The organism is uncultured Microbacterium sp. (assembly GCF_947488465.1).
Classification (GTDB): Bacteria; Actinomycetota; Actinomycetes; order Actinomycetales; family Microbacteriaceae; genus Microbacterium.
Window position 1 is genome coordinate 107088 of sequence record NZ_CANKZA010000003.1, and the last position, 16878, is coordinate 123965.

Annotated in this window: 15 protein-coding genes, 1 tRNA gene and 1 other RNA gene; 12 read left to right on the forward strand and 5 right to left on the reverse strand. The window is 68.8% G+C overall.

Annotation, left to right across the window (positions count from 1 at the left end; all coding sequences use genetic code 11):
• Positions 1-4 precede the first annotated feature (4 nt).
• From Q0653_RS08150 to Q0653_RS08170, 5 genes are all read left to right on the forward strand, one after another.
• On the forward strand, positions 5-649 hold the full coding sequence (locus Q0653_RS08150; RefSeq protein ID WP_298944081.1) for an NAD(P)H-binding protein: 645 nt from the start codon (positions 5-7) through the stop codon (positions 647-649).
• Positions 646-1473: an SDR family NAD(P)-dependent oxidoreductase gene (locus Q0653_RS08155; RefSeq protein ID WP_298944083.1), complete on the forward strand. Its 828-nt coding sequence runs from the start codon at positions 646-648 to the stop codon at positions 1471-1473. Before Q0653_RS08150 ends, Q0653_RS08155 begins: the two co-directional genes overlap by 4 nt.
• A gap of 206 nt (positions 1474-1679) precedes the next feature.
• Positions 1680-1958 carry a type II toxin-antitoxin system Phd/YefM family antitoxin gene (locus Q0653_RS08160; protein WP_298744741.1) on the forward strand — a complete coding sequence of 93 codons (279 nt, stop codon included), beginning with the start codon at positions 1680-1682 and terminating at the stop codon, positions 1956-1958.
• Positions 1955-2224: a type II toxin-antitoxin system RelE/ParE family toxin gene (locus tag Q0653_RS08165; protein WP_298744739.1), complete on the forward strand. Its 270-nt coding sequence runs from the start codon at positions 1955-1957 to the stop codon at positions 2222-2224. The genes Q0653_RS08160 and Q0653_RS08165 overlap by 4 nt, the downstream gene beginning before the upstream one ends.
• 85 nt (positions 2225-2309) lie before the next feature.
• Positions 2310-2483, forward strand: a complete 174-nt coding sequence (locus Q0653_RS08170; protein WP_298944086.1) for a hypothetical protein — start codon at positions 2310-2312, stop codon at positions 2481-2483.
• Here Q0653_RS08170 and Q0653_RS08175 read toward each other — a convergent pair.
• Positions 2480-3784 carry a plasmid pRiA4b ORF-3 family protein gene (locus Q0653_RS08175; protein WP_298744735.1) on the reverse strand — a complete coding sequence of 435 codons (1305 nt, stop codon included), beginning with the start codon at positions 3782-3784 and terminating at the stop codon, positions 2480-2482. The genes Q0653_RS08170 and Q0653_RS08175 overlap by 4 nt on opposite strands.
• An 87-nt stretch (positions 3785-3871) precedes the next feature.
• Between Q0653_RS08175 and Q0653_RS08180 the strand changes: the two genes are divergently transcribed.
• Positions 3872-5344: an HNH endonuclease signature motif containing protein gene (locus Q0653_RS08180; RefSeq protein ID WP_298944089.1), complete on the forward strand. Its 1473-nt coding sequence runs from the start codon at positions 3872-3874 to the stop codon at positions 5342-5344.
• A gap of 22 nt (positions 5345-5366) precedes the next feature.
• Here Q0653_RS08180 and Q0653_RS08185 read toward each other — a convergent pair whose 3' ends face one another.
• Positions 5367-6137, reverse strand: a complete 771-nt coding sequence (locus Q0653_RS08185) for a siderophore-interacting protein (RefSeq protein WP_298944091.1) — start codon at positions 6135-6137, stop codon at positions 5367-5369.
• Between the two features lie 155 nt (positions 6138-6292).
• Here Q0653_RS08185 and Q0653_RS08190 point away from each other — a divergent pair, with 155 nt between their 5' ends.
• From Q0653_RS08190 to Q0653_RS08200, 3 genes are all read left to right on the forward strand, one after another.
• Complete coding sequence (locus Q0653_RS08190; RefSeq protein ID WP_298944383.1) at positions 6293-6922, forward strand: CoA pyrophosphatase; 630 nt, start codon at positions 6293-6295, stop codon at positions 6920-6922.
• A gap of 11 nt (positions 6923-6933) precedes the next feature.
• Positions 6934-7025, forward strand: a tRNA-Ser gene (locus Q0653_RS08195).
• A gap of 192 nt (positions 7026-7217) precedes the next feature.
• Positions 7218-8630 carry a dicarboxylate/amino acid:cation symporter gene (locus Q0653_RS08200; RefSeq protein WP_298944093.1) on the forward strand — a complete coding sequence of 471 codons (1413 nt, stop codon included), beginning with the start codon at positions 7218-7220 and terminating at the stop codon, positions 8628-8630.
• Between the two features lie 54 nt (positions 8631-8684).
• Here Q0653_RS08200 and Q0653_RS08205 read toward each other — a convergent pair whose 3' ends face one another.
• Genes Q0653_RS08205 through Q0653_RS08215 form a run of 3 tightly spaced genes read right to left on the reverse strand, consistent with a single transcriptional unit; the run spans position 8685 to position 13177 of the window.
• A complete protein-coding gene (locus tag Q0653_RS08205) occupies positions 8685-10943 on the reverse strand; it encodes a DUF3488 and transglutaminase-like domain-containing protein (protein ID WP_298944094.1) in 2259 nt (752 codons plus the stop codon).
• Positions 10930-12174, reverse strand: a complete 1245-nt coding sequence (locus Q0653_RS08210) for a DUF58 domain-containing protein (RefSeq protein WP_298944096.1) — start codon at positions 12172-12174, stop codon at positions 10930-10932. Before Q0653_RS08210 ends, Q0653_RS08205 begins: the two co-directional genes overlap by 14 nt.
• Positions 12175-12181: 7 nt before the next feature.
• Positions 12182-13177 (reverse strand): MoxR family ATPase, encoded by a 996-nt coding sequence (locus Q0653_RS08215; RefSeq protein ID WP_298944098.1) that lies wholly within the window; start codon positions 13175-13177, stop codon positions 12182-12184.
• Between the two features lie 104 nt (positions 13178-13281).
• Between Q0653_RS08215 and ffs the strand changes: the two genes are divergently transcribed.
• The 3 genes from ffs (at position 13282) to Q0653_RS08230 (ending at position 16849) form a co-directional block, all read left to right on the forward strand.
• Positions 13282-13378: signal recognition particle sRNA small type (ffs, locus tag Q0653_RS08220), an RNA gene on the forward strand.
• Between the two features lie 127 nt (positions 13379-13505).
• Positions 13506-15653: a phosphate acetyltransferase gene (gene pta, locus Q0653_RS08225; protein WP_298944100.1), complete on the forward strand. Its 2148-nt coding sequence runs from the start codon at positions 13506-13508 to the stop codon at positions 15651-15653.
• Entirely contained in the window at positions 15650-16849 is a 1200-nt protein-coding gene (locus Q0653_RS08230; protein WP_298944102.1) for an acetate kinase, read from the forward strand. The genes pta and Q0653_RS08230 overlap by 4 nt, the downstream gene beginning before the upstream one ends.
• Positions 16850-16878: the final 29 nt, after the last annotated feature.

Sequence of the window (16878 nt, forward strand, 5' to 3'; positions counted from 1 at the left end):
ACCCATGGCCCACATCCTGCTCATCGGCGGTCACGGAAAGGTCGCACTCCTCCTGGAGCCGCTTCTGGCCGAGGCCGATCATCACGTGACGGCGGTGATCCGCAACCCGGATCACGCGGCCGAGGTCGCGGCGACCGGCGCGACACCACTCGTCGCCGACATCGAGACCTTCGACCTCGATCAGTTCACGAACCTCGTGAGCGGCAACAACGTCGTCATCTGGTCGGCCGGCGCCGGCGGGGGAGCCCCCGAACGCACCTACGCGGTCGATCGGGATGCCGCCATCCGCTCGATCGACGCGGCCGCTGCCACCGGCGTCGCGCGGTACCTGATGGTGTCGTACTTCGGTGCGGGCCCCGACCACGGTGTCGATCCGGGCACCGCGTTCTTCGCCTATGCCGAAGCGAAGGCCGCCGCCGACGCGCACTTGCGCTCGAGTGGGCTGGACTGGACGATCCTCGCGCCGTCCGCGCTCACGCTCGACGAGCCGACCGGCGCGATCGACGTCGACGCGGCAGAGTCTGGCTCGGTGTCACGCGCCGACGTCGCCGCGGTGATCGCGGCATCCCTCGCCGAACCCGCGACGATCCGCCGCACCATCCGATTCAACGAAGGTGCGACCCCGATCGCCCAGGCTCTTCAGGCATGACGCGCACGATCGTCATCACCGGTGCGAGCGACGGCATCGGTGCGGCCGCAGCGCGGCAACTGCACGCAGCGGGAGCGCGCGTCGTCGTCGTCGGGCGCGATCCCGGCAAGACCCGCGCCGTCGCCGAGAGCATCGGCGCCGACGCGCACGTGGCCGATTTCGCCGACCTCGCGCAGGTGCGCTCGCTCGCCGCGACCCTCCTCGAGCGCTACCCGCGGATCGACGTGTTGGCGAACAACGCCGGCGGGATCTTCGGTGACCGTACCGTCACGACCGATGGATTCGAGCTGACCTTCCAGGTCGACCATCTCGCGCCGTTCCTGCTCACCCAGCTGCTTACCGAGCGGCTGATCGAGAGTCGTGCGTCGGTGATTCAGACGTCCAGCGCCGCCGCGCAGCGCTTCTCGCGTTTCGACATCGACGACCTGCAGGGCGAGCGCGACTATTCGGCCAGCGCGGCCTACGGCAACGCGAAACTCGCGAATGTGTTGTTCACGAAAGAACTGCAGCGTCGCTTCGGCGCCCAGGGACTGTCCGCCGTCGCGTTCCATCCGGGCGTGATCGCGTCGAGCTTCGCTTCGGCCTCGACCGGAATGTGGCGCTGGATGTACACGAATCCGCTCGTGAGCCGGCTCCTTACCGGCACCGAGGTCGGTGGCGGACGCCTCGCCTGGCTCGCGCTCGGAACACCGGGCGTCGACTGGATGCCCGGGGAGTACTACGCGAAGAACAAGGTCGCCAAGACGTCGCCGCTCGCGGACGATGAGCATCTCGCGCGGGACCTCTGGAACCGCAGCGAGCGGATGCTGGGGATCGGCGCGTAGCGAGAGAACCGCCGCCCGGCGAGGTGGTGTCGCGGGTGCGCGATACGGTCGACAGTGACGCCCGATCGCACACGGGCTACGTGCTCGGCATGCTGTTTTGCCGGTTCATCTCCGAGAACCTGACGGCCTACCTCAACCAGCAGGAGGCCTCGTGATTCCTGACGAAGGGTCGACGCCGCCCGGCTCGGTTGGCTAGAATTCTGTACATGAGCACACTCTCCGTCGCTGACGCTCGGGCACAGTTTTCGAAGCTCGTCGAATCCGCCGCAAGCACGCATGAACGCTTCGACGTGACCCGCAACGGTGACCGCGTTGCTGTCCTGATGGGCGCTGACGACTACGACGCGCTGCTGGACACTCTGGACGTGCTGAGCGATTCAGAGGCCATGGCCGACCTGCGCGAGGCGCAAGAGTCGCTCGCTCGCGGCGAATCGTTTTCCGAAGCCGAGGTGCGCGCTGCCGTGAAGCGCAGGCTCTCAGCTTGAGTCGATACGAGGTCACGTTAGCGCCGCCCGCACATCGCGCTCTCGAGCGCGACCTCCCCGAGAAGATCGCCGCCGCAGTTGTGGAGTTCATCTTCGGGGCGCTAGCCGAGAATCCCCACCGCGTAGGCAAAGCCCTGCGCGCACCGCTCGACGGGATGTGGTCGGCGCGACGCGGCGAGTATCGCGTGATCTATACGGTCGACGACCACCGCATCACCATTCACGTCCTCAGCATCCGGCACCGGAGAGACGCATACCGCACATGACTGACGCTATGCCCCGCGCCTACGACCCCGTCGCGATCGAATCATCGCGTCGGAAGGTCTTCGTCCCGACCTGACGCGTGGGTTCATGCGGATCGCGATGCGCGACGGGGTGCTGCGCTCGAGCGGCACCGCGATTGCCGAAATTCTGCCGCCCGTCTCGCGGTTTGCGCAGGGTGGCGGGCACCTCGAGAAGCGGCGGACCGTGATCGCCCGGCTGACCGAGTACTTCGATCGGTATTTCGGGCTCGGCGCTGCCTAGCGGGGCGTGAAGAGCGCCTCCTGCGCGAACGCTGCATCGACCGGGTCGATACCGGCCGCGTCGAGGAGCGCGCGCAGGTCGTCGAGAACCCATCGCACGGTGTCGGCGTCGATCGGGCCGCCCGAGTGCGTGAGGTAGCCCAGAATCTCGAGACCCTCCGCGACGCGCGTGCCGCGGACGGCGTGTGGTGTTGCGCGCAGGATCTCGATGAGCAGCAAGATCGTGGCATCTCGTTCGACCGGCGCCCGGCCGAGCGTCGTGACCGATGCCGCCACCGCGCGGCGGAGCGCCCTGGGGCTTTTACGTGCGGCGTTGCCCGCGCGGGTCAGGAGTAGGCGCCCCTTGAGCTTGCGCAGGAGCTTCAATCGCATCGCACTTTCGCGGAGCACCGCCACGGGGGCGGTGAGGTCCTCGCGATTTCCCTTGCCGATCCAGTCCTTCGACCAGCCGGTTTCGGCCATGATCCGCTCGACGAGCGCGGGGCGCAGCCATCCGGCATCCGTCAACTCGAGACCGGGATCGTGGGCGAGGTCGAGCAGTGTGCCCAGCGGCGTGTGGGGCGTTTCGGTCTCGGTGGCGGCGGTGATGCCCGACAGTGCACCGCGGATGTCACGTGCAACCGGCGGCGGCACGCGGCCGAGGAAGTCCGCAAGCGCGGAATTCAGGGGGATCCCGCTCGAGGTGCGGTCGAACCGTAGGGCCAGCTCGCGGTTCACGTGCTCGACGTCGAACGTCGTGGGGTCGAACTGCCGCCAGGGGCCGGCGGCGCCATCCGCCCACGCGGCCAGGTGTACCCGGTCGGGATGACCGGGCTCGGCGAGGACGCCGAGCAACTCGTCGTATCCGAAGGGCCCACCGGAATCGTCGAGAGGCCCGCGCCGCTCTCCGCGGATGACGATCGCCGGGGGCGCACCTGGGTCGTCCTCGATGTCCTCGATCAGATCGATGCGGTGCCACCAGCTGTCCCCGAAGTCGTAGTGGTACCGCAAAGGGCCCGCGAGGGAGTCGATGACATCGCCGATCGCATGATCCGACTCGTCGAGCATCTCGAACCACTCGTCGTGCATGTCGTCGGGATGCGGAAGACGCCAGAGGCGCGATGCGCGGCCGACGAGCGGCATGCTACGAGCCTCAGGGTCATGCTCGGCGAATTCGTGCAGGTGAGTGTCCCGCCATCCGAAGGCGATTTGGATCACGTCGTGGAGATCGGCGAGGGCGAGCGCGGCATCGACCTCGATGAGGCGCCAGATCTCGGGATTGGTGTCGATGCTGATGCGGAGGCGCAGAATGCGGCGGGGCATGTGCCTATTCTGACCTCTGGAAGATCTGTTCGATAAATCTGCACCTCGGCTATTGATACATACGTTCGAAAGTGTGATAATCAAGCTATGACATTCCTCGGAGATCTCCGCGAAGGCGTCGACCGCCTGACGCAGTTCTCCGAGCTCGATTGCGAGGTAGGAGTGCTGGCCACCGGCGCCGGTGCTCTCAGCGACGACTCTGTCCGCGCGGCGTTCGGCGTCGTCGCCGATCTCGCGCGCGAGGTGCAGAAGCTCGAAGCGGTGCTCGCGGGAGTCATCGCGCAGCGTTCACGGCGCGACACCGGCCACGCGGGGCTGGCGCAGGTCGGCGGGTTCCGCACCCCTGTGCAGATGGTGCAGGAGATCACTGGTGTCTCGCGCGCCGAGGCTACGCGGGTCGTCAAGGTCGGGCAGGCGCTGGCCGACGTGGCTCGGTCAGCCGACCGGCCTGCATCGGAGTCAGAGTGGCCGGTGCACTGGCACGAGCCGCTGGGCGCCGCGCTTCTCGTCGGGACCGTAACGCGCGCTCAGGTCGACGTCATCCGACGCGGGCTCGGCGAGCCACCCGCGATCGACGGGCGCGCCGAAGGCGACGTGGTGGAGGTGTGGCGCGTGGCAGTGGTGCAACTAATCGATGAGGCCGCCACCTGCACCGTGGAGGACCTTTTCGCGTCGGCACGTGCGGTGCGCGACGCAATCGATCCGATCGGCGCCGAAGCGCGCTGGGCCGATCACTACGAGGCGCGTTCGTTTCGGATACGCATCGACGGGGACGGGCGACGGCACGGGCACTTCGTGTTCGACGACCTCGCGGCCGAGTTCTGGCAGTCGGTGTTGGACGCGGCGCTGCGCCCACGACGCGGGGAACCTCGGTTTATGACGGATGAAGAGCGTGCCACGGCGCGCGAGCTCGCCGACGACCCGCGGACGAACGAGCAACTGGCGTACGACCTGTTGACCGACCTCGTGCGGGTCGGAGCCGTGGCCGAAGCGAAAGATGTGTTCGGCGCCCGGCAGGCGGGTGTGCGGCTGGTGAGCATTCGGGACGAGGGCGAACCACGCCGAGATCTCTTCGGGCGGCTGCTCGCGGTCGCGCACACGGATCACGGCGATGCGACGTTCCCCGGATCGGTGCTGGATCGAACGATCTGCGAGACCGGCATCGTGCCCGTGACTGTCGACGCGTCCGGAAATCCGCTCGACGTGGGACGTGAGCATCGGCTGTTCACCCCGGCTCAGCGCATTGCGCTTGCGACCCGCGACGGAGGATGCCTCTGGCCGGGGTGCGATCGACCTCCCGTGTACTGCGAGGCGCACCACATCGACCACTGGGAGGCCGACGAGGGGCGCACGGACGTCGACAGAGGCATCCTGCTGTGCATGTACCATCACCTGCACCTTCACCTGACGGGGTGGAAGATCACCCGCGAGGGAAATGGCCGCTTCATCCTGCATCCGCCGTCGGGCGAACAGACGCCGCCGATCGAGTTGCGATCGAAATCACCGCTGAGGTGGGCGTTCGACCCGCCACCGGGAAGACCTTGGCGACTCGCGGCCTGACCGGCACGAGCCACAGGAGCTGTCAGAGGATCTGCCCGATCGGTTCGCGCTTTTCCGCCTGGAAGCGGTCTTCCGTGCGGCCGCGCGCCCAGTAGCCCGAGAGCGAGACCTGGCCGCGGTCGAGCCCGCGCTGGTCGAACAAGACGCGGCGCAGTGCCTTCATCGACTCGCGCTCACCGTGGGCGAACACCTGCACGACACCGGCGGGCCAGTCGAACTGAGCGAGAACCGAGGCCAGCGCCTCGGCCTCGTGGGTGGGGTCGACCACCCACTCGATCTCCACGCCCGCCGGGGCCCCGACCGGGATGATCGCCGCGTCGGAGGAGACCTCCACGAACGCGTGACCCACGGCATCCGTCGGCAGTGCTGCCAGCGCCGCGGCGATCGCCGGAAGCGCCGACAGGTCACCGAGGAACAGATGCCAATCCGCCTCAGGATCGGGGCGATATCCGCCGCCCGGTCCCATCAGGCTGATGCGGTCGCCCGGGCGTGCGCCGGCCGCCCAGAGCCCCGCAAGCCCCTCGTCGCCGTGCACGACGAAGTCGATGTCGAGGGTGCGGGCCTGGTGGTCCACGCGGCGCACCGTGTACGTGCGGGTCACCGGCACCGCGTCGGCGCCGGTGAACTTCAGCTTCACGTACTTGTCCGTCTCGGGCCGGTCCTCGAACTCGGCAAACCCGGGCCCGCCGAGGGTGACCCGCACGAGCTCCGGGCTCAGCTCGGCCGTAGCGACCACCTCCCACTCGATCGTCGGGCGGGGCGGGCGGACAGCGGTGCGAGAAGAAAGGGCCACCTCTCCACGGTAGTGGCCGGAACGGGCCGGGGGCTGATCTGCGGGCGTAGCCTGAGAGGGTGCCCGCTGCTTCCGTTTCACCCCCGACCGCACGCGCACACCTCGAGAGAATCGCGGCCGAGGGTGGCCCGATCGGCGACACGCGCGGGTTCCCGATGCCGGCAGATCCGCGCGCCGCGGCCGTGCTCATCCTGTTCGGTGTCCTCGACGACCTCCCGAGCGATCATGTGGCCTCCGCGGTCTCCCGTGATCTTGATGTGCTCCTCCTTGCGCGCGCCACGACCCTGCGCTCGCACCCGGGGCAAGTCGCCTTTCCCGGGGGTCGGTTGGACCCCGAAGACAACGGCCCGGTCGGCGCAGCGCTGCGCGAGGCCCGAGAAGAGACGGGACTGGATCTCGCCGGGGTCGATGTCCTCGGCACGCTCGACCCGGTGCCCCTCGAATATTCCGGTCACGTCGTGACGCCCGTGCTGGGATGGTGGCGGCAACCCTCCGCGGTACACGCGGTCGATCAGGCTGAATCCGCTGCCGTCTTCCGGGCTCCCGTCGCCGATCTCCTCGATCCCGCGCACCGCGGCGTCACCGTCATCCGGCGCGAGGGGCAGGAATGGCGGGGCCCGGGGTTCGTCGTCGACCATCCGACCGGCGTCCACCTGGTGTGGGGGTTCACCGCTCTGCTGCTCGACGGATTGTTCACCCGGCTCGGCTGGACGGAGCCCTGGGACCGCACGCGCGAACTCCCGATCCCGGAGCACGGGCGAGGAGCGCGCGCCGACCTGAGGTAGGATCGTCCCTTGGAAGTGTGTCCGAGCGGCCTAAGGAGCATGGCTGGAATCCATGTAGGCGGGGTAACTCGTCTCGCAGGTTCAAATCCTGTCACTTCCGCCACAGAAAAGGCCCCGACCTCGCGGTCGGGGCTTTTTCGCGTCGCCGGGGAATGCTGACGGCATCGTCGTCGTTGTCACGCCACGTCACGCACTGCCCCGCTTTCCGGCGCGCGCTGTAGCGTCGATCGCGGCCGTCCCCAGCGGCCGGCAGCAACGCATCACCCGGCATCCGCCGTTTCCCCAGGAGATACACGTGAGTTCCACCCCGACCGGCGCGACCGCGCGCAAAAAGAAGCCCTTCTATCGCTCGTTCGGATTCCAGATCACCCTCGCGTTGATCTTCGGCATCCTGCTGGGGGTGCTGGCGCTGAACCTCGGACCGGATGCCGAAGGTAACCCGAACGGTCTCACCGCGACCCTGTCGACGATCGGGAACGGCTACGTCACGCTCCTGAAGGCTGCCGTCATTCCGCTTGTCTTCCTCGCGATCGTCGCGAGCATCACCCAGCTGCGCCGCGTCACGAACGCCGCTCGCCTGGCGGGCCAGACCCTGCTGTGGTTCGGGATCACGGCGCTCATCGCCGTGACGATCGGCATCGTCCTCGGTGTGACGATCCAGCCGGGCAATCGTGTCGATCACAGCGACCTCACCACTGGCGACCCCTACGCCGTGGGGACGTGGTGGAACTTCCTCAAGGGACTCATCCCGCAGAACGTCCTCGGCCTGTCGGTGTCGAGCTCTGCCGACGCAGCCACCGGCGCCGTCACCTCCAGCGTGGGCTTCAACGTCCTGCAGGTCATCGTCGTCTCCGTCGCCGTCGGCATCGCGGCACTCAAGCTCGGCACGCGTGCCGAGCCGTTCGTCTCGGTCACCGAGTCACTTCTGAAGGTCGTCCAGCGGGTGCTCTGGTGGATCATCCGGATCGCGCCGATCGGTACCCTCGGCCTCATCGGGGCGGCGGTCGTCTCGTACGGCACCGACAAGTTGCTCACGCTCGTCTGGTTCGTCGTCGCCGTCTACGTCGGACTGTTGCTCGTGTTGTTCGTCGTGTACCCGATTCTGATCAAGGCCAACGGGCTGTCGATCCGCCAGTACTTCTCGGGCGTCTGGCCGGCGGTGCAGCTCGCGTTCGTCTCGCGTTCGTCGATCGGGACGTTGCCGCTGACGCAGCGGGTCACCGAGCGCAACCTCGGCGTACCCCGGGAGTACGCGTCCTTCGCCGTGCCGCTCGGCGCAACGACGAAGATGGATGGCTGCGCCGCCATCTACCCGGCAATCGCCGCGATCTTCGTCGCCCAGTTCTTCGGCGTCGAGCTCAACATCATCTCCTACCTCCTGATCGTGCTGGTGTCGGTCGTCGGCTCGGCCGCCACGGCGGGAACGACCGGCGCGACGGTCATGCTCACTCTGACCCTGTCGACGCTCGGCCTGCCGCTCGAGGGCGTGGGTCTGCTCCTCGCGATCGATCCGATCCTCGACATGGGCCGCACCGCGGTCAACGTCGCGGGGCAAGCCCTGGTCCCCACGATCGTCGCCAAGCGTGAGGGAATCCTCGACGAGACGCTCTACAACGCCCCGCGCGACGGCGAGCCGTTCGCCGACGACTCGGACGACGAGGTGGACGACGCCCCGGCATCGCCCTCCGCGGAGCCGGCGCGCGTCTGAGCGCACCGAGAAGCCCCGCTCCCGTTCACGGGGGCGGGGCTTCGTCGTGTCCGGTCAGCGGGCGGATGCCGGCACACTCGCCACCCGTTCGGCGAACGCCGACCCGGGCCGAACGACGAGTGAGCGAGGCAGCAGAGTTGCGATGAGGCGCGTCCGTCCCGAGGTCGCCGTGCGCAGACCCGCGCGCACCGTCGCGGCATCCCTGCCGATGTCGCCCGCGCTGGCCGACGGGGAGGGTGCGTAGCTGGCGTGCTCGACGGCCGCGACGAGTCGTCGCGTTTCCTGCGGCGGGGCACCCGCGACCGAGACGAGCCGTGACCCGAACGCGCGCGGGGTCTCGGATGTGGTGACGTCCACGCCGAGGTCGATCGCGGCATCCTGCACGTACCGCCACGCGGCGGTGACAGTGCCGCTGCGTGCGCGGCGCAGGAGCACTCCGCGCCGCAACGCGCCGGCGGCCGCGGGCGCCAGCAGCACGATCAGCACGATGCCGATGACCGTCGCGGCCGGCCGCGGATCGAACGCGCGCGCCGTGATCGCACCGGCCTGCGTGTCCGCGTCGCGGTCGGCGACGTTCGGGGCAGCCGTCGAGCTCGGTGTGGCGGTCGGGGTCGGGGTCGGAGCGCCGACATCTGTGCCGCCCTCGTCGGTGGGCGCCGAGGCGGCGGGGACGAAGCGCGTCTGGGTGCCGAGACTCTTGGTCGGCTCGAACTGCACCCAGCCGATCCCGGAGAAGTAGACCTCGGGCCAGGCGTGCAGTTGCGCAGTCGAGGCCTCGGCAACGCGCATGCCGTCGACCGATTCACCGGTGAAGGCCCCGGGCAAGAATCCGACGGCGATGCGCGTGGGCATCCCGAGCGAGCGGGCCATGAGGGCGAAGGCGCCGGCAAAGTGCACGCAGTAGCCCTCCTTCTGCTCGAGGAACTCGGCGACCGCGTCGGCGCTGCTTCCATCGAATCCGTCGGCGACGGGAGCCGTCAGCGAATAGGTGAACTCGGGGCCACGGAACCAGTCCTGCAGGGCGATCAGGTGGTCGTAGTCGGTCGTCGCGCCGGCGGTCACGTGCGCCGCGAGCTCGCTCACGATCGGCGGTGCGCCCTCCGGGAGCGACTGGAGATCGACGCGGGACTCGGCGATCTCCGTCTCGGCGGCGCGGATCTGTTCGAGGCTCGGGCGGGGGAGATGGGTGACGATTTCGTACTGCTGGCCCTGCGCGTTGCTTTCGCCGGTCTGGATGGTCCGGTTGTAGGGGACCGACCTCCACAGCCCGTCGAGACCGCTCACCCCGACCGTCGGGAAGGGGACGGGGAGATACGCCGACGACAGCTGATCGATCGAGACGAACGTGCGGTATTCGGTCAGGCGGATGCCCTCATCGACCGTGACGGGAGCGAGGGGCGCTTCCTCGAGGGGCACCGAGCGGAGGCGATCCGGCATCCACACCTCGCCGTCGAAGACCGAGAGTGTCGCCACGCGCAGATACGGTGGCGTGGGCGCGTCACTGTAGGTCGACAGCACCGGCACATCCGAGCGCTGCCGCAGATCGTCGCCGAGGTCGAGACTGGCATCGATGCTCGCGACCAGCCCCCCTCCGGCGGCAGTCACCGGCGGGGGAGGGAGCGCGGGCGCTGCGACGAGCGCGGCCACGATCGCGACCGCCCCGATCGCGATGGCGACCGGGGTGACGCCCGCGGCACCGCCGCCGGTCGAGACCCTCTCGCGGGTGCGGGTCTCGGCGCGGATCAAGAACAGCAAGGATGCCGCCAGGACAGCGAAGGCGATGACATCGACACCGGACGGGACGGCGATCGCGGGCACGAGCCACACGGCGACGAGGGCGATCCCGGCCAGCAGCGGCATTCGCGCGGTGAGAACGACGTGGTCCAGGGCGATCGTCAGCAGGCCGATCGAGGCCACCACGAGGAAGTTCACGCCGGCGCTCGCCGGCAGCGGCGCAGCTCCCAGGAGAATCTCGTTCGACGCCGATTGCACCAGCAGCCGCGCCGCATCGAAAACACCCCCCGTGGGAATGACGCCGAGGAGCGATTGCGAGGGGAAGCCCACGAGCGTGATGACGGCGACCCAGACAGCCAGTTCCACCGCACTGACCGCCACGGCCGGTAGGCGTCGGCGTCGGAGCAGGTATCCGACCATCAGCAGAAGGGCCGGCAGTGCGAGCGCGCCCGCGACCCATAGGCCTGGCGCGATCACCGAGAACAGCGGAATGACCATGGCCTGCAGTGCCAGCCACAGCGCGATCGTCACGCGCAGTCCGCCGGGGCGTGCGGTCGAGCGCGCGTCAGCCGCCGACACGACTGGTCCCCCGATCGACGGCGAACCGCCACGCCTGCGTCAGATCCTCATGCGGACCGATGCCCACCGCGCGCCACCCGGAGTCGGCCGCGCGGGCGAGCGCCGCGCCCTGGGGTGCGACCGCGAGGAGGATCGGCAGTGAGCTGTGGGGGGCCAGCGGGGCCAGGAGTGCGGCATCCGTCTCGTCGAGGATGCCGGTGACCAGGACGAGAGGACCCGTCATGGTGCAGGCGAAAAGGCGGACCACGGCATCGAGCGAGGCCTGCCCGTGGGTGACGATCGTGGCCAGCGACATCGCCAAGTGCGGGGCCCCGGTCGTATCACCGCTGTCGATCGGCGCGCAGAGTTCGGTGCCGTCCACCTCGAGGACCGTCACCCGGTACCCCTCGGCGACGAATCGTGCGACCGCCGACACGGTGGCGCTCACCGCCGCTTCGAAACCGGGGTCCGTGCCCGGAGCCCGGGCGGCACTGGCGTCCCACCGGCGCACGGCACGATCGAAGACCACGGTCGCTTCCGGCGCGGTCTCCTGCTCCTCCTGTCGCACCATGAGCTCGTCGCGGTGGGCGCTGGCCCGCCAATGGATGCGGCGCATCGAGTCGCCGGGCGTGTAGTGCCGGGGGACGAGATTGTCCGTGCCCTGCCCGAGCTGGTGAGTCGCGGTGTGCATGCTGCCGCCCGCTTCGCCGGGAAGGTCGGCGAGGGATCCGAGATCGACGATGACCGGCGCGACGGTGAGGGTGACCGTGCCGCCGACGGCGTGGCGGCGCCGAGCGAACCCGAACGGATCGGTCGATGTGATCGTCAGGGGACCGAACCGGCGGACACCTCGCCGATCGGCGCGCACGGTGTAGGAGATCTCGACGCCGTTCCGCTTCGTGCGCATCCCCGAGGCGACAGCGGGAAAGTCCCCCGTGGCTCCACCGGTGATTCCCCGGGGAAGAGTGTCACTCCACCGCCCCTGCGCGATCGGGAGCGGCGAGCGGATGTCGACCCGCGCGCGCACGTCGACGTCGCTCCCGACGGCCGCGACACCGGGCGAGAATGAGCGCACCACGGTCTCGGTGCGGCGCACCAGGTGCAGTGTCGCGATGCTCGCGATGACGACGGCGCCCAGCAGCACACCGACGTAGATCAGCTCGGTGATGCGGAACTCGTGGGCCAGCACGAAACACAGCAGGCTCAGCAACGCCGCGCCGGTGCCCCGGACTGTCAGCGGCCAGCGTGTCATCGGTCGCTCAGCGGGTGGCCAGCGGTACGCGCACCGTGCCGGCGATCGACTGCACGATTGAGGCGACGGTGTCGGCCGCGCTGTGTCCGCGCGATGCAGCTGACGTCCGCGCCGGGATCAGCCGGTGCGCGAAAACCGGCTGGAGGAGGGTGACGAGATCGTCCGGGATCACGAAGTTTCGGCCATCGAGCGCTGCCCACACTTTCGCGGCACGCACGAGCTGGAGCGTCGCGCGGGGGCTTGCACCCAACCGCAGGTCGGGATGGTCGCGCGTCGCGCGGGCCAGCGAGACGGCGTATTCCTCGACGGCGGGGGAGACGTGCACGGTGCGCGCCCACTCGATGAGTGCGCGCACCTGGTGCGCATCGACGACGGGGGAGAGCGCATCGAGCGGATTGACGGCATCGCGTTGCCGCAGCATGAGCGCCTCGTCAGCCGCGTCCGGGTATCCCATGGAGATGCGCATCATGAAGCGGTCCCGCTGCGCCTCGGGGAGGGCGTAGGTGCCCTCCATCTCCAGCGGATTCTGGGTCGCGACGACCAGGAACGGATCGGGGAGCACGTGGCTCGTCCCGTCGACGGTGACCTGGCGCTCTTCCATCGCTTCCAGCAGAGCGGACTGGGTCTTCGGTGACGAGCGGTTGATCTCGTCGGCGATGACGATGTGCGCGAAGATCGCACCTTGCTTGAACTCGAACTCGCGGTCGACCGGGTTGTAGACGCTCACCCCGGTCACATCGCCGGGAAGCAGGTCGGGCGTGAACTGGATGCGGCGGACCGTCGCCTCGACGGATGCCGCGAGCGCCCGCGCGAGCATCGTCTTGCCGACGCCGGGAACGTCCTCGATGAGGAGGTGCCCCTCGGCGAGCAGGCAGACGAGGGAGGCGCGCACGGCGGCGGGTTTTCCGTCGATGACCCGGGAGACGGACGTCACGATCGCATCGGTCGACTCGGCGAAAAGGGCGGCATCCATCGCGGTGGCGGTGGATGTGACGTCCGGCATGCTGCTCCCTGCTGATCGGGGATCGGCGGTGGACGCGACGATGCGGCCCCCGAACGAGCCTAGCCCGGGCGGAGGGGTCGGGGCTGGGAGTCGGCTAGACTTGTGTCAGCTCTCCGCGAGACGGCACCCAGGCCAACTCCCCCAGGACGGAAACGTAGCAAGGGTAACCGGGCTCTGCCGGGTTCGCGGAGAGTCTTACTTTTCCCCCGGGGTCTGCGGGGCCACATGTCCCATGCCCTCGAGCGCATCTCCGGCCCCGACCTCGGGGCGGGGTTTTGCACGGACGGGATCCTGGCCGCGGCGTGCGGCCAGACCATAGGCTGGACACGTGGCTCAGAGCATCTACATCACCTCGGCCGAAGGGCTTTCCGGCAAGTCGACGATCGTCTTGGGCGTGATCGATGCGCTCACGCGGGTGACCCCCCGCGTCGGTGTGTTCCGGGCCATCGCCCGCTCGACCGCGGAGCGCGACTATGTGCTCGAGATGCTGCTCGATCACGTCGACGTCGACCTCGACTATGAGGAATGCGTCGGGGTCACCTACGACGACGTGCGCCGTGATCCGGATGCCGCGCTCTCGCGCATCGTGGAGCGCTACAAGGCCGTCGAAGCCAAATGCGATGCGGTCGTCATCGTCGGCAGCGACTTCACCGATGTGGGCTCGATGAGCGAACTCGGCTACAACGCCCGCATCGCGGCGAATCTCGGCGCTCCCGTGCTGCTCGTGCTCAACGGGCGTGCGAGCGAGGGAGACCGACTCGGCGTCTCGATCCCCCGTTCGCCTCACGAACTCGGTCAGCTCACCGCGCAAGCCGTCACCGAACTGCAGCACCACCGCGCCGAACTCTTCGCCGTCATCACCAACCGTGCCGACCCCGTGAAGTTGCACGCCATCAATGCGGAGATCACCGGCATCGTGGCCGACGTTCCCGCCGCGGACGGCACGCGGGAGTCGGATGTCGGCGTCTGGTCGATCCCCGAGGACATCTACCTCGTCGCCCCCGCGGTCCGTGATGTCATGCTGACCCTCGGCGGCACGCTGCTGCGCGGCGATGAGGCCCTCCTCACCCGCGAAGTCGTCGACGTCGTCGTGGCGGGCATGTCGCTGAACAACGTGCTCGAGCGACTCCAGGAGGGCGCGATCGTCATCGTCCCCGCCGACCGCACCGAAGTGCTCCTGGGCCTCCTGCTCGCGAACTCCTCCGGCACCTTCCCGTCGATCTCCGGCATCATCCTCAACGGTCCGTTCCCGTTGCCGGATGCTGTGCAGAAGCTCATGGCGGGTCTGGACTCGTCGTTGCCGATCGTCCGGACCGACCTCGACACCTTCGACACCGCTGTGCGCGTCATGGGCACCCGGGGCCGGTTGGCCGCCGGATCGCAACGCCGCTACGACACGGCGCTGGCCCTGTTCGAGCAGAACGTCGACACCGAAGAACTCACGACGGCGCTGGGTCTCGCGCACTCGAGTGCGGTGACCCCTCTGATGTTCGAGTACCAGTTGCTGGAGCGCGCGCGCACCGGCCGCAAGCGCATCGTTCTGCCCGAGGGTAGCGACGACCGCGTCCTCCGGGCCGCGGCGACCGTGCTCGCGCGCGGGATCGCCGACCTCACGATCCTCGGCGACGAGGCCGAGGTCCGCGGGCGGGCGGTGGAGCTGGGCCTGGACATCAGCGCGGCGCACGTGCTGAGCCCGTTCGACCCGGCCACCGTCGACCGCTTCGCGAAGGAGTATGCCCTCTTGCGATCACACAAGGGCGTCACCTACGAGAAGGCCGCCGACACGGTCACCGACGTGTCGTACTTCGGCACGATGATGGTCCATCTGGGCCTCGCCGACGGCATGGTCTCGGGTGCGGCCCACACGACCGCGCACACCATCCGTCCGGCGTTCGAGATCATCAAGACGAAACCGGGCACCTCGGTCGTCTCGAGTGTGTTCCTCATGGCGCTCGCCGACCGCGTGCTGGTCTACGGCGACTGCGCGGTGATCCCCGATCCGTCGGCCGGCCAGCTGGCCGACATCGCGGTGTCCTCAGCGGCCACGGCCGCGCAGTTCGGCATCGATCCACGCGTGGCCATGCTGTCGTACTCGACGGGGGAGTCGGGCTCGGGTGAGGATGTCGACAAGGTGCGCGAGGCCACCGCCCTCGTCCGCGAGCGCGCGCCGGAGCTGCTCGTGGAGGGGCCGATCCAATACGACGCTGCGGCCGACGCCGCCGTCGCGAAGGCGAAGATGCCCGATTCTTCGGTGGCCGGTCGCGCAACCGTGTTCGTCTTCCCCGATCTGAACACCGGAAACAACACCTACAAGGCCGTCCAGCGCTCTGCGGGCGCGGTCGCCATGGGGCCCGTCCTGCAGGGCCTGAACAAGCCCATCAACGACCTCTCCCGCGGCGCGCTCGTCGAAGACATCGTCAACACCATCGCGATCACCGCGATTCAGGCACAGGCAGAAGGAGCAGCATCCGCATGACCGTCGTGCTCGTGATCAACAGTGGGTCGTCCTCCTTCAAGTACCAACTCCTCGACGTCGAGACCCAGCGGGCATTGGCGTCCGGCCTCGTCGAGCGGATCGGCGACGCCTCCGCCGACGGCGTCGCCACGCACAAGGTGGGGGACGAAAAGCACACCAGAGAGCTTCCCATCCCCGATCACACCACCGGTTTCCGGGTGATGCTCGACGCGTTCGCCACATACGGACCCTCGCTCGCAGAACACGCTCCCGTCGCCGTCGGCCACCGCGTCGTCCAGGGCGGTGCGCGGTTCTTCGCGCCCACGCTCGTGACGCCGCTCGTCGAGATCAACATCGACGAACTCTCGCTCCTCGCCCCGTTGCACAACCCGGGCGCACTCCAGGGCATCAAGGCAGCCCGCGCGAACTTCCCCGACGTTCCGCACGTCGCCGTCTTCGACACGGCCTTCCATCAGAGCATGCCCGCGGCGGCATATACCTACGCGATCGACAAGGCCGTCGCCGAGAAGCACCGCATCCGCCGCTACGGATTCCACGGCACCAGCCACAAGTTCGTCAGCGAAGAGGCCGCGCGCTTCCTGGGGAAGGATCTCGGCTCGATCCGGCAGATCGTGCTCCACCTCGGAAACGGCGCATCGGCCACCGCGATCGACGGCGGTCGGTCGGTCGACACCTCGATGGGCCTCACACCGCTCCAAGGGCTCGTGATGGGCACGCGCTCCGGCGACATCGACCCGTCGGCGCTCCTGATCCTCGCGCAGCGCGAGCACTGGACCGCTGCCGACGTCGACTCGTTCCTCAACAAGCGCTCCGGGATGCTGGGGCTCGCCGGCGCCTCCGACATGCGCGATATCGAAGATCGCCGCGCGGCGGGGGACCCCGACGCGACCCTCGCGTTCGATGTCTACATCCACCGGCTCCGCGGCTACATCGGGGCCTATCTCGCGCAGCTCGGCGGTGCAGACGTGATCTCCTTCACCGCGGGCGTCGGCGAGAATTCGCCGCTCGTGCGTGCCGCCGCGCTCGAGACGTTCGGGTTCGCCGGCGTCGAGATCGATCCGGAACGCAACACGTCGTCCGAGCGCGGGATCCGCACGATTTCGACGGATGCCTCGCCGGTCACGGTGCTGGTCGTCCCCACGAACGAAGAGCTCGAGATCGCCCGACAGACGCTGCAGGTCGCAGCCGCGCTCTGACTCCCGCCGCTCCTGTCAGCGCTCAGCGA

What these genes read in the sequence shown, in the direction of transcription:
- Q0653_RS08150 (WP_298944081.1), top strand. Translation starts at nt 5, where the DNA reads ATGGCCCACATCCTGCTCATCGGCGGTCACGGAAAGGTCGCACTCCTC.
- Q0653_RS08155 (WP_298944083.1), top strand. Translation starts at nt 646, where the DNA reads ATGACGCGCACGATCGTCATCACCGGTGCGAGCGACGGCATCGGTGCG.
- Q0653_RS08160 (WP_298744741.1), top strand. Translation starts at nt 1,680, where the DNA reads ATGAGCACACTCTCCGTCGCTGACGCTCGGGCACAGTTTTCGAAGCTC.
- Q0653_RS08170 (WP_298944086.1), top strand. Translation starts at nt 2,310, where the DNA reads ATGCGGATCGCGATGCGCGACGGGGTGCTGCGCTCGAGCGGCACCGCG.
- Q0653_RS08175 (WP_298744735.1), bottom strand. Translation starts at nt 3,784, where the DNA reads ATGCCCCGCCGCATTCTGCGCCTCCGCATCAGCATCGACACCAATCCC.
- Q0653_RS08180 (WP_298944089.1), top strand. Translation starts at nt 3,872, where the DNA reads ATGACATTCCTCGGAGATCTCCGCGAAGGCGTCGACCGCCTGACGCAG.
- Q0653_RS08190 (WP_298944383.1), top strand. Translation starts at nt 6,293, where the DNA reads ATGCCGGCAGATCCGCGCGCCGCGGCCGTGCTCATCCTGTTCGGTGTC.
- Q0653_RS08210 (WP_298944096.1), bottom strand. Translation starts at nt 12,174, where the DNA reads ATGACACGCTGGCCGCTGACAGTCCGGGGCACCGGCGCGGCGTTGCTG.
- Q0653_RS08215 (WP_298944098.1), bottom strand. Translation starts at nt 13,177, where the DNA reads ATGCCGGACGTCACATCCACCGCCACCGCGATGGATGCCGCCCTTTTC.
- Q0653_RS08230 (WP_298944102.1), top strand. Translation starts at nt 15,650, where the DNA reads ATGACCGTCGTGCTCGTGATCAACAGTGGGTCGTCCTCCTTCAAGTAC.